This window comes from Francisella marina (genome assembly GCF_008369785.1).
GTDB classification, from domain to species: Bacteria; Pseudomonadota; Gammaproteobacteria; order Francisellales; family Francisellaceae; genus Francisella; species Francisella salimarina.
On record NZ_CP043552.1, the window covers coordinates 724,283 to 739,074 of the forward strand.

Here is a 14,792-nt window from a genome sequence, read left to right on the forward strand (position 1 = left end):
AGGTTTTTGTATTAAATTAAAGTTAGGCTAGTATATTTAATATTTTAAAGTTAAGCTAAACTTGTTGTTTATAAATGTAGTTTTTAGAAGAGCTATTTTTTATTTTGTAAAGTTTCTTGCTTTGTTTTGAGCATATCTTCAACCGCAGTTTTTGGCTTGATTGATTTATGATGATTGGCAGCAAAGTTTGTATTGTCATCATAGCCGTAGAAGTGTTGATATTCTCCAGTAGCTGAATCACTTCTATTTGAAGTACTAGCAAATAGCTGATCTAAAGATAATTCATTCTTAGAACCATGATTACTTTGAGCTACCCAAGCTATACCATCATTATGTTGAGATTTGATAAATATATCATTAGTACCTTTAGCATCAGATGAATATCCAAAACCAGAGCCTTGTCCCCATTCTTTAACATGTCTATTATGATGATCTTTCATTGATTGGTCAGATGTTTGACCATGTGATAAAGCACCATAAATAATCGGTTTGTTAGGATTACCATCTATAAACATCAATAGTAGCTCACTTTCTCGATATAACTGTACACTATGACTAGAGTTAGTATCTCCATAATCTGATATACGGGGTACATAATAACGAATATCTTTTTCATTATTAGGGCAAACTTCGTAATCTAGAGGTAATTTAACTCTAACATTACCTATATCATCAGGATCAACTACATCATGATTTGTACTAGACTCGGCAAGATATGGAAATACTCCCACTAAACTACTAATCTGCGGTTGTTCGGGAGCTTCTTGATGATAGTCTATATGAATATCTTGAGATATTAGTGTAGTTATAACATTGTAGTTCTTTTTAGGAGTAGCTCCAATAACTTTATCGGTTGATGTACTAGCTGATAACTTAACTAAACTTGAAGTTACAATATGTTCTCTAGATTCAAGTTTGTTATTGCCAGATATATCTAGTTTAGCCCCAGCCAATAAAAATACCTTACTAATATTACAAATAAGCTGTTCAGCATCTAAGCTACTTAATACATTCTTTTGTGTATCTAAGCATTCATCTAATTGTGATTGAGTAAGAGTATTAAATCTAGATTTAAAGTCTTGAGTTATAGGGAATTTAGAATCCAAAGTCGCTTTACTAATCAAAAAACTTTCAGGAGTATATGGATTATGATGAATAAAGTTAATATTTTTTATGAATTTCTTGGGACGAAGAGTAGGTCGTTGTTTTTCTTTATTATGATAATTACAAAAGTCTTTAATATCTTTATTTGCCACATACCCAGATTTTGCTGGGATAATATTGTAAGCTAGAACCGTATCATCTTTATTTTTGATATTAGCATCGAGTTTGAGATTGTAACTATAAAGTTCATCTATGCTATTAGATTTGTCACTTTGGATAAATTTAGTTATATCTTCATTAGTATTATACATAACAAAATTAAAACCATCTTGACTAGCAACAAAGTTATAATTAACACCGTGCTCTAGCAGAGTTCTAGTTAAGAAATTCCAATGTGTTTCATTATATTGTACATAAATAGGATGGGTAGGGTATTTGTCAGTATTATTAGAGTCAAATAATATATTATCTGATATTTTTCTATTAAGTCTATCTTTAAACCCATCATAAAACTTTAACCAAATATCATTGAGATTATGATAATAAAAAGCTCCTTTATGGTCTAGTTTTCTAAACTTAGCATATCTATCTGTTAGTTTAAGTTCTAAGATTTGAATATCGGTATTAGGTTGATAATTAATATCATAAGATTGTAATTCTAATTCAAATTTAGGATTACCGAAATCGCCATTTATGCTTAGGGTAAAATCTGCATAGTTATCTAACTTTGCAAGTAGATCATCACTAACTGGAACACCACAGCTAAGGCTAACTTCAAAGAGTTCATTAATAGCTGATTTGATGGTTAGTTCATTAACTTGTAAATCTAAAGTTGTAGACTCATTGAATAATTCTATCGTTAGTGGGGTAGACATTATTGGTTACTAGTATAAATAAATCTAATAATTTTAGTATAGCAAGTAAGCAAATTGAGCCAAAGTATTTTTTTAGAGTATTGGGTTTATTAATATTTAAATCTTATGAAAAAAGATTATTTAATGATTTGCTTGTTTTAGCTATAGTATCTCTAGTTTGGGTTATATTATTAGATGCTTGTTGAGTCTTAGATATACTATTATTTGTATGCTTATCAAGTTCTTGTGTCGCATATTGCTTCGCATCAGAATCATAACTATTAGGTAAATTTTTTGCTTTATCTATATTTGCTTGAGTTTGATTTGATACCTCAGCTGTCTTTTGGGCTGAGTTGGATACTGTACTAAAGCTATCACTTACACTTTCAAAAGAAGCAAATAATATTGATGGCGTCATTGCTGTTAATGTAAGTAAGCTTTTAATTGTAACTTTTTTCATAATCTATCATTCCTTATTTTATATTTATCAAAGTTTGCCTATTCCCAATAGTCAACTTGAGATTTTGGTACGCAAATGATACTAAGTTTAGTATCTCCTGAACTATTAATTGTATTATTGTATATTGGTACAGTTGCATTTTGTGTATATGTAACAGCAACTTTATCATCTTCTATAGACCATTTATTAGAAGATTTCTGACGTATTGCAGTGGCTGAATAAGTATCGCAACCACCAACAGCGATACATCTTAAAGTCTCTTTTTCTCTATTATAAGGTATATTAGATATAAGTGCTGATGGTACTACCGTTGGAGCTGGACAAGTCCATTCTATTGAGGCATCTTTTGAATCTAGAGTAATTTCAGAATTGGGAAATTTTATGCTAAATTTTCCGAAAGAAGGTTCTTTCATCTCCTGATAAGTGATTGTGTTTGAAATAAGGTTATCGTAACCATCTTTATAAATAACACATGAGGAAAATATTGTTATAATAAATATGTATAGGATAAGTAATTTTAATTTTTTAATCTGTTTGAACATTATTTTTTTAATAAAAATTTCTGGATTCAATAATTTGCTTTATAGTATCTTATCGATATTAATAATGTCAATTATAAATATGTATATGTAGAGAACTTTAAGTATTTAGAACCATATAGAGAGTTAATATAAGTTATGGTACTCGCAACTGGATTCGAACCAGTGACCCCTACCATGTCAAGGTAGTACTCTAACCAACTGAGCTATGCGAGTATTTAGAATAGATATTATAATTTTATATCTTATAAAATCAATAGATTTTCGCTTATTAATTGTTATTTATTTGAATTAATATATCATTTAACACATATTTTATATTTTATAATTTCTTATGCAAAATTTTACATTTTTCGCTAGCTGTGCAAAGGGTATCGAGCTTTTATTAAAAGATGAGCTAGATGCGTTAGGCATATCATCATCTGAAAAATTTGCTGGAGTTGAGTTTGAGGGATCTTTTGAAGATGCCTACAAAGTTTGTATTTACTCTCATCTAGCAAGCCAAGTTATGCTAAAAATAGCTACTCAAAAAGTTACAGATCAGCAAGCTTTATATGATTTCATATCATCAATAAATTGGTTAGATTATTTTGATGTTAACACAGCTTTTAAAATCATAATCTCAGGTAAGCATTATGATTTCAATAATACTATGTTCGTTTCGCAAAAAACAAAAGATGCTATAGTCGATCAGTTTCGTAGAGAAACTAATGAACGACCAAGTATTGATACTGATAATCCAGATAATATCATTAAACTTCACTTACATAAGCAGTATGTGAATGTGTTTTTATGCTTAAATATAGAGAGTTTACATAAGCGTAGTTATAGACAGTTTCAGGGTCAAGCACCTCTAAAAGAATCTTTAGCAGCAGCGATACTTATCAAAGCAGGGTGGTTAGATGAGCTTAAAAAAGAACAGCCTATATTGATTGATCCAATGTGTGGCTCTGGGACTATTCTTATTGAAGCTGCTCTTATTGCAAAAAATATAGCTCCTGTGTTGTTAAATAAAGAATTTAAGCTATTCAATTCAAAGCTTCATGATGAAGACTTATGGAGTAACTTATTAGAAATAGCAAAAAAAGCTCAAAAGCCAACAAATGCAATTATTCAAGGCTATGATATTGATAATAATGTTTTAGATAAGGCTGATAGAAACATTTATCAAGCAGGTGTTGAAGATGTTGTCAATATCAAAAGACAAGATATCCGTGATCTTGAAAATGAGTTTGAAAGTGAAGGTTTGATAGTTACAAATCCTCCTTATGGTGAGCGTTTATATGGTGATCAGCTTGATGAACTTTTAGACATATTTAATGGTTTCGGTGATAGGTTATCTCAAGACTTTTATGGTTGGAAAGTTGCGATTTTGACAAGTTTCGGTGAGTCAATTAAAGAAATGCAGCTACGTACTACTAAGAAGAATAAATTCTATAATGGCGCTATTGAAACAGTATTGTATCAGTTTGATATAAATGAGCATGCAAGATTTAAACATGAAAGCCAGCTTGAGAAAAATATTCGTATAGCTGAAGCAAGTGCACAAAAGTCAGATGAGCATGTAGATTTTTCTAACAAGTTAAAGAAGAATCTTAAAAACCTAAAACCATGGTTAAAGCAGTCAGGAGTAGAATGTTATCGTTTGTATGATGCTGATATTCCAACTTTTGCTGTAGCTGTTGATATATATGGCGAGCATGTGTTTTTACAAGAGTATCGTGCCGATGCTACTATTGATCAAAATATGGCTAAACAAAGATTCTATCAAGCTATATATCAGATACATAAAACTCTAGATATTCAATACGAGAATATACATACAAGAGTTCGTCAACGTCAAAAAGGCAAAGAGCAGTATCAAAAAAATAATGACAAAAATAACTTTCATGTTATTAATGAATTTGATGCTAAATTTTATGTGAATTTTGATGATTATTTAGATACTGGTGTTTTCTTAGACCACCGTAAAATTAGACAGCTTGTGGCAAAGGCTTCAAAAAATAAGACTTTATTGAATTTATTTAGTTATACATGTACAGCTAGTGTTCATGCTGCTTTAAAGGGAGCAAAAACTACAAGTGTAGATATGTCTAATACTTATCTTGAGTGGGGTAAGAATAATTTTGAATTAAATAATTTAGATATTAAAAAGCATAATTTTATTCAGGCAGATTGTATTAGCTGGTTAAAATCAAACAGCGAGAAGTTTGATGTGATATTTTTAGATCCGCCAACATTTTCAAACTCTAAACGTATGGATGATATTCTTGATATTCAAAGAGATCATGAGTTACTTATAAATTTAGCTATGGATTCTCTCAAAAAAGATGGAGTCTTATATTTCTCTAATAATTATCGTCGCTTCAAAATGTCATCAGAGATAATTGCTAAATTTGACTGTGAAAATATTGATAAGAAATGTTTATCAAGAGATTTTTTATCTAACAAAAATATCCATAATTGTTGGGAAATTAAATACAAGAAATAAAAATTATAAACTTAATGCATAATAGTCTTTGAGTACGCACAAATAATAATAGTTCCAATAAGTATAAACAGTGTTCCTAAGATAAATGGTAAATCCAACTTTTGCCTAAAAAATAGATATCCTATAATTCCTATTAGAATAATTCCAAATGCTGACCATACAGAATACGCAAAAGCAATATTCATATATTTTAATGATAATGATAAAAAGTAAAACGAAAGTCCATAAAATATCAAAACAAATAGTGAAGGAACAATCCTTGTAAAACCATTGCATAATGGTAATGAAACTGTTCCAAGGACTTCAGTGATTATAGCTATAACTAGATATACGTATGGCATAGAAGATGTATAATTTAGGTATTATATTCTTAATAATATTGCAGAATTGGCTTAATTAAAATATCTTTTATTCAACCACAAAGCCACGTTTACTAAACCAATCAAAACAGGCACCTCAACTAGAGGACCAATTACACCGACAAAAGCTTCAGTAGAGTTTATGCCAAATACTGAGATTGCAACTGCTATAGCTAACTCAAAATTATTTGAAGCTGCTGTAAAACTCAAAGATACGGCTTGCTCATAAGTTGCTTTAGCTTTATATGACATAAAAAATGATATGCTAAACATTATCAAAAAATATATCAAAAGCGGAATAGCAACCTTGATTACTTGAAATGGTAGGTTAATTATTTGATTTCCTTTTGTAGTAAACATCAGCACTATAGTAAATAGTAGGGCGATCAATGTCAGAGGTGATATCGCTGGAGTGAATTTATCTATATACCATTGTTCACCTTTTTTAGAGATTAAGATAGCTCTAGTTAATATTCCAGCTACAAAAGGTATTCCTAGATATATTCCGACACTTTTTGCTATATCTAACATTGATATATTTATATTGATGTTCGTATCAAATCCCAGTAGTTTTGGAATAACTGTAATAAATATATATGCGTAAGCAGCATAAAATATTATTTGAAAAATAGAATTAAATGCAACTAGTCCAGCACAATATTCTCTAGATCCTTTAGCCAGATCATTCCACACAATTACCATGGCAATACATCTTGCTAGCCCTATTAAAATTAGTCCTATCATAAAGCTAGGTTGATCATGGAAAAAAACAACTGCTAAAATAAACATCAGAATAGGACCAATCAGCCAGTTTTGAATTAAAGATAAAAGCAAAATTTTAGTATCTTTAAATATTTTAGGTATTGTTGAGTATTTAACTTTTGCTAGTGGTGGATACATCATCACAATTAGACCCAGTCCAATCAACCAATTACCTGATCCGATATCAAATTTTGATATAAAATTTTTAGCTTCGGGTAGAGTATATCCAATAATGATACCCACAATCATAGCTAAAAAAATCCATAAGGTCAGAAACCTATCGAGAAACTTTAATTTCATTTATTACTCCTTAAATTTTACAAATTTCAGAAATTTCTAGTTTAGAAATTATTTGTTGAATTTCTTCGTCTTTATCTATTTTTTTGAAAAGCTCATTTAAAATATTTAACTGATATTCCGGAATATTTTTATCTAGTTTATAAAACACCCATTTGCCTTGTTTAAAAGACTCTAGCAACCCAGCAGTTACAAGATTTTTTAGCTGTATTGATAACGCTCCTTGAGTTAATGAGATAAGTTTTTGGATATCACATACGCAAAGAGTATTTTTGTTCAATACATATAAAATAATTAATCTATTTTTATCAGAAATTACTTTTAAAAAACTTGTGATAGATAACATATTGAAAAATATATATATTTAAATCTATAAATATGATAATTGTTTTAATTATGATTTTCAATTTGTTTCTAATACTTATCTGAATAACTTAATATTTAGCCAATATAGACTAGATGTGTTAAAATCTAGCTAGTTTAGAGTAATATTTAATTTTTAATGAGTCGATTCAGTCAAAATTTGATGTATGTTGGTGTATTGTTTATAGTTTTTATATCTTGTATATATTTTTTTGTTTCTAAGAATACCCCTGAACCCAAAGGTATCTATTTATCAAAATATAGTGCAAAGCTACCTGCGACAGACCCAAGCCGAGTCAAGATTTTCAATTTACGCTATCAGACAGATACACAAGATAGCATAGGTGAAATAAGAGTAGTAATAGGTGTGGATAAAGAGAGAGATTTCCAAAAACTATGTAATGAAAATATAAGAGAAGCTGCAAAATTAGCTGCTCAAAATGGAGCACATGAGATAAGATATGTTTGTCTGTTCCCAGAGGGGCAAATTACTGAATTAAGTAGTGTTCAATTACGGGCATATGCTTTTAGAGATTAGATATGACAAAAATGTATCAAAATATCTTATACACTTTTATTAGTGCAATTTTATTATTTATTTGTATAAAAGCTTTTGGTAGCGATTTCCAAAATGAGCCAAAAGGTATATTTTTGCCTGGTCATAACTTTGTTGAGTTACAAAAAATAGATCAGAGTGAAGTGATTACTACGAAGTTAGGACGTGAAGATAATTTGAATAATAGTGTTGGTGTTATAAATGTCGTAGGACATATTAAGTCACTAGCTCAAACAAAAGAAATGCTTTGCGCTGAAGATTTAAAAGTTGCTGTGGCGATCGCTGCTGACAATGGTATATTTAAATTAAAATATGTATGCTCATCAATCGACAAGCATAATAATGTTCAGCTAAGAGCCTTCGGATTTAGAGGATAAGTGTGAAAAAGTTAAATATAGTTTTTGCTGGAACTCCTGATATTTCAGCACAAGTTTTAAAAGACCTATACCAATCGCAGCATAATATTCAAGCGGTGCTTACTCAGCCTGATAGAGCAAAAGGGCGTGGTAAGAAAATACAATTCTCACCTGTCAAAGAAGTCGCTATAGCCAACAACACAACTGTTCTTCAACCATCGTCTTTTAAGAAAGATCCTCAAGTACTTGAGCAAATTAGAGAATTAAAACCAGATGTCATAGTTGTGATAGCCTACGGAATTATAGTGCCTCAGGAGTTTTTGGATATTCCTAAATATGGTTGTTTAAATATTCATGTTTCATTACTTCCTAAATGGCGTGGCGCAGCACCTATCCAGAGAGCAATTCAAGCAGGAGACTCTAAAACTGGAATCTGTATAATGCAAATGGATGCTGGACTTGATACTGGAGATATATTGAATACTCTAGAGATTAAGATACAAGATACAGATACATCACAATCACTACATAATAAATTTGCTAAACTATCAATAAAACCATTATTAGAAACTCTAGAAAATATTGATACGATTAAGTCGCAGCCTCAGCAAGGTGAGCCTACTTATGCACATAAGATTACTAAGCAAGAAGGTCTTATAGATTTCACAAAATCTGCCAAAGAAATTAGTTGTCATATTAGAGCATTTACTCCATGGCCATCAGCATTTTTTATGCTAGAGGGCGAGCAAGTCAAAGTAGGTGATTTTGAGATACTTGAAAAATCGACAAATGATAAAGTTACAGCAATTATAGATATAACTAAAAATGGTTTTGATATTGCTACAAATGACAAGATAATCAGATTTAAGCAATTACAATTTCCCAACAAGAAAATGTTAAATATTGCAGATATTTTGAATGGTAAAGATTTAGATAAATATATCGGGTATAAAATAGGATAAATAATGAAAGTAGGATTTATAATAGATAACTTAAACTCTTTTAATATTTCAAAAGATAGCACGTATATGATGCTACAAGCAGCTCAAGATAAAGGCTGGGAAATTTATACTTTTTATTTGAATGATTTATCCATAATCAATGGTAAGCCAAAAGGCGATGCGCTTAAGATAAAAATCCATAAAGCAAAAGAATCTTGGTATGAAATATTATCTCAACATCATGATTTATCACTATTAGATCTTGATTGTATATTTATGCGCAAAGATCCACCATTTAATATGGAGTATATATATGTGACATATATGCTTGATTTGGCAAAAAAACATGGGGTGTTAATCGTAAATAATCCACAAGCACTTAGAGATTTAAATGAGAAAGTAGCTATTTCAAATTATCCTAAATTTGCACCAAACACTCTGATAACTAGAAGCTATAAGCAGATTAATCAATTTTACGCAGAGCATAAAGATATTATTGTTAAGCCTCTTGATGGAATGGGTGGTAGCTCTATCTTCAGAATCAAAGATGGCGATAAAAACAAAAATGTCATCCTTGAAACTCTAACTCATCATGAAACCAGATATATAATGGTACAAGATTATCAAGAAGCAATTAAAGATGGCGATAAGAGAATTTTGATAGTAAATGGAGAACCTATTAAATATCTCTTGGCTAGAGTTCCTAGTGATAGCGATAATCGCGGTAACTTAGCAGTTGGAGCTAGAGCTGAAGTAAGGGAGCTTCAGGAACAAGACTATAAAATAGCTAAAAAAGTTGCCAAGAAATTAAAGAAAGAGGGTGTAATCTTTGCTGGTTTAGATGTGATAGGAGATAAACTAACAGAAGTAAATATTACTAGCCCAACAGGCATTCAAGAAATTTATAAAGCTACAAAAGTTAATGCTGCAAGCTTATTAATGCAAGCAGTCGAGAAAAAAATAAATAAAATGAGGCAGGAACAAGAACATGGAGAATAAAATTAACTCTCAAAGTTTATTCCAAGAAGCGCAGCAATATATTCCTGGCGGAGTCAACTCTCCAGTTAGAGCATTTAAAAGTGTTGGACAAGAATTCCCAAGATTCATAAAATCAGCGAAAGGTGCTTATTTATATGATGTTGATTGGAACAAATATATAGATTATATCGGATCGTGGGGGCCAATGATTTTAGGTCATGGTGATGATGATGTCCTTGAAGCTATACAATGTCAGCTAAAAAATGGTCTAAGTTATGGCGCTCCTTGTAAACAAGAGATTGAGCTTGCTAAAAAAATAGTAGAGCTTATGCCAAATATTGAACAAGTTAGATTTGTAAATTCGGGTACTGAAGCGACAATGAGTGCTATTAGATTAGCAAGAGCATATACAGGTAGAAATAAAATTATCAAATTTGAAGGCTGCTATCACGGACATGCGGATGAGTTTCTTGTAGCTGCTGGATCTGGAGCACTATCATTAGGTCAGCCAAATTCTCCAGGTGTACCAGAAGATGTAGTTAAGGATACTTTAGTTGCTAGCTTCAATGATATAGACTCAATACAAGCTTTCTTTGAAAAATACAAAAATGAAATTGCTTGTATCATAGTTGAGCCAATCGCGGGTAATATGAATATGATTTTCCCACAAGATGATTTCTTAGCTAAGCTTAGAGCAGTATGTGATGAAAATAATAGCTTACTTATCTTTGATGAAGTGATGACTGGTTTTAGAGTTGCTTTGGGTGGTGCTCAAAGTATTTATAATGTGAAGCCTGATTTAACAACATTAGGTAAAGTGATTGGTGGTGGTATGCCAGTAGGCGCTTTTGGAGGTCGTAAAGAAATTATGCAAAAAGTATCTCCCGCTGGACCAGTATATCAAGCAGGTACTTTATCAGGGAATCCAATTGCTATGGCAGCTGGTATCAAAACATTAGAAAAAGTTTCACAAGAGGGCTTCTTTGTCAGATTGGAAGCTAAAGCTAAACAGTTAGTTGATGGGTTGAATGAAGCTGCTGGAGCCTATGGCTTTAATTTCCATGCGAAATATTTAGGTGGAATGTTTGGACTATTTTTCTGTAATGAAAAAGTTGCTGTCAATACATTTACAGATTTAGGTAAAACTAATCTTAAAATGTTTAATAAATATTTTGCATATATGCTTGATAATGGTGTATATCTAGCGCCATCTGCTTATGAAGCAGGCTTTATATCAATTGCACATAGTGATGAAGATATCGAAAAAACTATTTGTCTTACTAAAAAATTCTTCCAGGAAAATCAGAACTAATTAATCTCCATGAATAACAAATTTAAAGATATTTTGCTAATTTTAGCTACGATTATTGTAGCTTTTTGTATGTATGGTGTAGCTAATTTTTATGCTCCTGATGAAACTAGGTATTCTGAAGTAGCAAGAGAGATGCTCGCTAACCATAACTTTATAGTTCCATATATTGATGGAATGATATTTTTTCACAAGCCGCCACTAGTATATTGGATTACTTGTATATTTATGAGCATCTTTGGCGAGAATACATGGGGCGCAAGACTTGTAAACCCTGTATTACTAGGTGTATGTTTAATTTTTACATATATAACAGTACGCAAAGTATTAGATTGCCGTCAAACAGCACTATTATCAGTAGGAGTAAGTTTAAGTACAGTTTTATTTCTATTTGTTGGTAGATATCTGAACATGGACTTGGCTATAGCTGTATTTTTAAATATGACTATGCTTAGCTATTGGGTAAGCCTTAAATATGATGATTACAAGAAAAGTACATATTGGCTTACTTTAGCCTTTGTATTTGCTGGGTTAGCGGTTATGACCAAGGGATTGATGGGAATAGTTTTTCCTATGGCTATAGTAGGTATATATTCTCTTATTATGGGACAGTATAAAAGGCTACTTGATATTAGGCTTTACTTAGGTTTGGTAATTGTAGCAGTTATTTCGTTACCATGGATATTTGCAGTTGAACAGTATCATCCTAATTTTGCTTATTACTACATAGTAGTTCAACAAATACTCAGATTTTCAACAGATGAGCAAAATAGAGAAGTTTCTAAAATTATTTATTTGTTAGCAATTATGGGAGCTTTTTTTCCTTGGACTCTGTTTTTACCTAAAATTCTTAAGAGTTTCTTCTCAAAACAAGCTTTTAAAAATCGTAAGCAAAATTCAGATAAGTGGTTTTTATTTATTTGGGCAACATTTATATTTATATTTTTTGGGATTTCTAAATCTTTTCTATTTGGTTATCTAGCACCATTAATATTACCATTATCAATACTTGTAGCTATGCACTTTAAGAGTATAGACTTACAAAAGTTTGATAAGTGGGATAGTATAAGCTTTAAATTTATTATCCTTATTTTTGCTTTGCTACCTATCGTTGCTGTGGCTCTTTTATGTCTTCCTCAGTATTGGAGTTTTGGCTCTATATATATCTTAATATTATTAGCGATTGCAATAATAGCTACTGTAATCACGATTAAATTAATCAAAGAATTAAATGCTTTTTCAGTAAATAAATTAGTTGCTTATATTTGTATGATGATGATGGTTGTTGCAAATTTAGGTTATTTATTGGGAGATTATTTTGATACAAGCTCTAAATATAAGACAGCTCAAGAAATATCTAAAATATATCAGAAATATCCAAATGCTCAAGTTTTTGAGAGTGATCGCTTTTATGATATTATCTTCTACACTAAACGTAATGTAATTATTATAAATGATGAGGGAGAGTTAGATGATGTTAGACAGTTCCCTAAATCGAATGTAGATAAATATTTAATGAAATTTGATAAATTTGTTAAATATTGGAATGACTCAAATCAGTTAAATATTCTTGTTGTAAAAAATAAGCCTAAAGAGCATAGCCCTCTAGCTTTTGATGATTATAAAAAACAACTAAATCCAAGTAAGTTCTATATAATCTCTAGTCAAGATAATGCGACGATAGTTGCTAGTGAAGATATAAAAATATAGTTTAAAGACTTATTCGTTATTTTGATTTGGGGGCATGATATTGCATATATCAATAAATCTATAGTCATTTAATCTCGCTATAAAATCATTGCTTGCTTGATTTAGTATAAATTTAAGTTTACAGTTTGGTATTAATGGACAGGTTGCTTTATCCTTATCAAAACATTCTACAATGTTCATTGGTTCTAGTTCTTTGACAATAGTTGATAATTTGATATTGTATGTAGCTTTAGAAATTGATACACCACCAAACCTACCTTTATATGATTCTATATAGTTGAGATTGGATAGTTTATTAATGATTTTAGTAGCATGATTAAGTTTAATATCTAATAACTCTACAAGATCCTTAGTTTTATATTTTTGTTTGGGATTTGATCCTAAAATTATTAATATTCTAAGAGAGTAATCAGTAAAAGAAGTTAAATTCATACAAAATATTTTAGAAAAGATGTTTCCAAAGTATAGGATAAATTTGCATAAATTATAATATGCATATATAATGCATATTATAATTTGAGTATATGGAAATATCTTATGTTAAGCCAAAAGAATATAGATACTATAAAAGCAACAATTCCTGTTTTAGAAGAAAATGGAGTTGCTTTAACAAAACATTTCTATGATAGAATGTTTAAGCATAATCCCGAAGTTAAAAAGTTTTTTAATACCTCAAGACAAAAAAACTCATCTCAACCAGAAGCTTTAGCTGCAGCAATTTTGGCTTATGCAAAAAATATTGAGAATCTTGAAGTTTTAGGCAATGCAGTAGAGCTAATAGCCCAAAAACATGCATCATTACAAATCAAAACAGAGCATTATCCAATAGTAGGTTCTAACTTAATCGAATCAATTAAAGAAGTCCTAGACTTAAATGATAATGATGACATAGTTATAGCTTGGACAGCAGCCTACAATTTATTAGCTGAAATTTTGATTAATCGTGAAAAGAGAATATACGAGGAGAATTTAGAGCAGTATGGTTGGAATAATTTTAAAGAGTTTGAGGTAATCAAAAAAGAAAATGAGAGTATAAATACATATTCTTTCTATTTTAAAAATGATCTTTTCAGAAGATATGATTTCAAACCAGGACAATATATTACTGTTAGAGTTCCATATAATGGAATGACTACTATGAGAAATTATAGTATTTCTTCAGCTACTGGTGAGGATTATCTAAGAATAACAGTTAAACAAGAGGGGCAAGGTTATGTATCTCAATACCTATCGCATGAGATAAAAGTTGGTGACAAAATAGAAATAGCACCTCCTTGCGGCGAATTTTTCTTGGAAGTAAATAAAAATCTTGATAAACCGATAGTTTTTATTTCAGCAGGAATCGGTATTACACCTTTAATGAGTATGCTTTTATCGGAGCTAAAAACACAAAATCGAAGACAAGTACTTTTTGTTTGTGGTAAGAAAAACAAAAATGAACATCCTTTTGCTAAGCTGTTAGAAAAACTATCAAGTGAGAACCCAAGACTTAAAACTATTTTCTTCTATGAAGATAATTCTGGATCTGATGCAAAGCAAGGACTAGTCTGTATAGATACTGTCCAACAACACATTAGTGAAGGTAAGAATGATGCTCAATACTTCTTTTGTGGACCTAAAGAATTTATGCTTTATATACATGAAAAGTTATTAAAAAATGGCGTTAGAGAAAAAAATATTCATTATGAATTCTTTGGTTCAAAAACAGTTTAA

At 30.5% G+C, this 14,792-nt stretch carries 15 protein-coding genes and 1 tRNA gene; 8 read left to right on the forward strand and 8 right to left on the reverse strand.

The window, feature by feature from the left end:
* Positions 1-92 precede the first annotated feature (92 nt).
* From F0R75_RS03550 to F0R75_RS03565, 4 genes are all read right to left on the reverse strand, one after another.
* Positions 93-1,979: a type VI secretion system Vgr family protein gene (locus tag F0R75_RS03550; RefSeq protein ID WP_149368310.1), complete on the reverse strand. Its 1,887-nt coding sequence runs from the start codon at positions 1,977-1,979 to the stop codon at positions 93-95.
* 103 nt (positions 1,980-2,082) lie between these two features.
* Positions 2,083-2,418 (reverse strand): hypothetical protein, encoded by a 336-nt coding sequence (locus F0R75_RS03555; protein WP_149368309.1) that lies wholly within the window; start codon positions 2,416-2,418, stop codon positions 2,083-2,085.
* A gap of 38 nt (positions 2,419-2,456) precedes the next feature.
* Positions 2,457-2,831, reverse strand: coding sequence for a hypothetical protein (locus F0R75_RS03560; protein ID WP_149368308.1), 375 nt, complete (start codon positions 2,829-2,831; stop codon positions 2,457-2,459).
* A 265-nt stretch (positions 2,832-3,096) separates the two neighbouring features.
* Positions 3,097-3,173 (reverse strand) — tRNA-Val (locus F0R75_RS03565).
* Between the two features lie 118 nt (positions 3,174-3,291).
* On the opposite strand from F0R75_RS03565, the gene rlmKL reads away from it, so the two are divergent.
* Positions 3,292-5,448 (forward strand): bifunctional 23S rRNA (guanine(2069)-N(7))-methyltransferase RlmK/23S rRNA (guanine(2445)-N(2))-methyltransferase RlmL, encoded by a 2,157-nt coding sequence (rlmKL, locus tag F0R75_RS03570; protein WP_149368307.1) that lies wholly within the window; start codon positions 3,292-3,294, stop codon positions 5,446-5,448.
* Positions 5,449-5,459: 11 nt separating this feature from the next.
* On the opposite strand, the gene F0R75_RS03575 is transcribed toward rlmKL, so the two are convergent.
* From F0R75_RS03575 to F0R75_RS03585, 3 genes are read right to left on the reverse strand one after another with little or no spacing between them, the layout of a single operon-like run.
* Positions 5,460-5,789 carry a DMT family transporter gene (locus tag F0R75_RS03575; RefSeq protein ID WP_149368306.1) on the reverse strand — a complete coding sequence of 110 codons (330 nt, stop codon included), beginning with the start codon at positions 5,787-5,789 and terminating at the stop codon, positions 5,460-5,462.
* 51 nt (positions 5,790-5,840) lie between these two features.
* A complete protein-coding gene (arsB, locus tag F0R75_RS03580) occupies positions 5,841-6,869 on the reverse strand; it encodes an ACR3 family arsenite efflux transporter (protein ID WP_149368305.1) in 1,029 nt (342 codons plus the stop codon).
* 10 nt (positions 6,870-6,879) lie between these two features.
* Complete coding sequence (locus F0R75_RS03585; RefSeq protein WP_149368304.1) at positions 6,880-7,212, reverse strand: ArsR/SmtB family transcription factor; 333 nt, start codon at positions 7,210-7,212, stop codon at positions 6,880-6,882.
* 156 nt (positions 7,213-7,368) lie between these two features.
* On the opposite strand from F0R75_RS03585, the gene fvfA (F0R75_RS03590) reads away from it, so the two are divergent.
* From fvfA (F0R75_RS03590) to F0R75_RS03615, 6 genes are read left to right on the forward strand one after another with little or no spacing between them, the layout of a single operon-like run.
* Positions 7,369-7,767 carry a Francisella virulence factor A gene (gene fvfA, locus F0R75_RS03590; RefSeq protein WP_149368303.1) on the forward strand — a complete coding sequence of 133 codons (399 nt, stop codon included), beginning with the start codon at positions 7,369-7,371 and terminating at the stop codon, positions 7,765-7,767.
* 2 nt (positions 7,768-7,769) lie between these two features.
* Positions 7,770-8,162 carry a Francisella virulence factor A gene (gene fvfA / locus F0R75_RS03595; protein WP_149368302.1) on the forward strand — a complete coding sequence of 131 codons (393 nt, stop codon included), beginning with the start codon at positions 7,770-7,772 and terminating at the stop codon, positions 8,160-8,162.
* A gap of 2 nt (positions 8,163-8,164) precedes the next feature.
* Complete coding sequence (gene fmt, locus F0R75_RS03600; protein ID WP_149368301.1) at positions 8,165-9,103, forward strand: methionyl-tRNA formyltransferase; 939 nt, start codon at positions 8,165-8,167, stop codon at positions 9,101-9,103.
* A 3-nt stretch (positions 9,104-9,106) separates the two neighbouring features.
* Complete coding sequence (gene gshB, locus F0R75_RS03605) at positions 9,107-10,081, forward strand: glutathione synthase (protein ID WP_149368300.1); 975 nt, start codon at positions 9,107-9,109, stop codon at positions 10,079-10,081.
* A complete protein-coding gene (hemL, locus tag F0R75_RS03610) occupies positions 10,071-11,372 on the forward strand; it encodes a glutamate-1-semialdehyde 2,1-aminomutase (protein WP_149368299.1) in 1,302 nt (433 codons plus the stop codon). Before gshB ends, hemL begins: the two co-directional genes overlap by 11 nt.
* A 9-nt stretch (positions 11,373-11,381) precedes the next feature.
* Positions 11,382-13,079 (forward strand): phospholipid carrier-dependent glycosyltransferase, encoded by a 1,698-nt coding sequence (locus F0R75_RS03615; RefSeq protein WP_149368298.1) that lies wholly within the window; start codon positions 11,382-11,384, stop codon positions 13,077-13,079.
* Positions 13,080-13,088: 9 nt separating this feature from the next.
* Here the strand turns inward: F0R75_RS03615 and F0R75_RS03620 are convergent, their stop codons facing one another.
* Positions 13,089-13,511, reverse strand: a complete 423-nt coding sequence (locus F0R75_RS03620; protein ID WP_013923065.1) for an Rrf2 family transcriptional regulator — start codon at positions 13,509-13,511, stop codon at positions 13,089-13,091.
* A 105-nt stretch (positions 13,512-13,616) separates the two neighbouring features.
* On the opposite strand from F0R75_RS03620, the gene hmpA reads away from it, so the two are divergent.
* Entirely contained in the window at positions 13,617-14,792 is a 1,176-nt protein-coding gene (gene hmpA, locus F0R75_RS03625) for an NO-inducible flavohemoprotein (protein WP_149368297.1), read from the forward strand.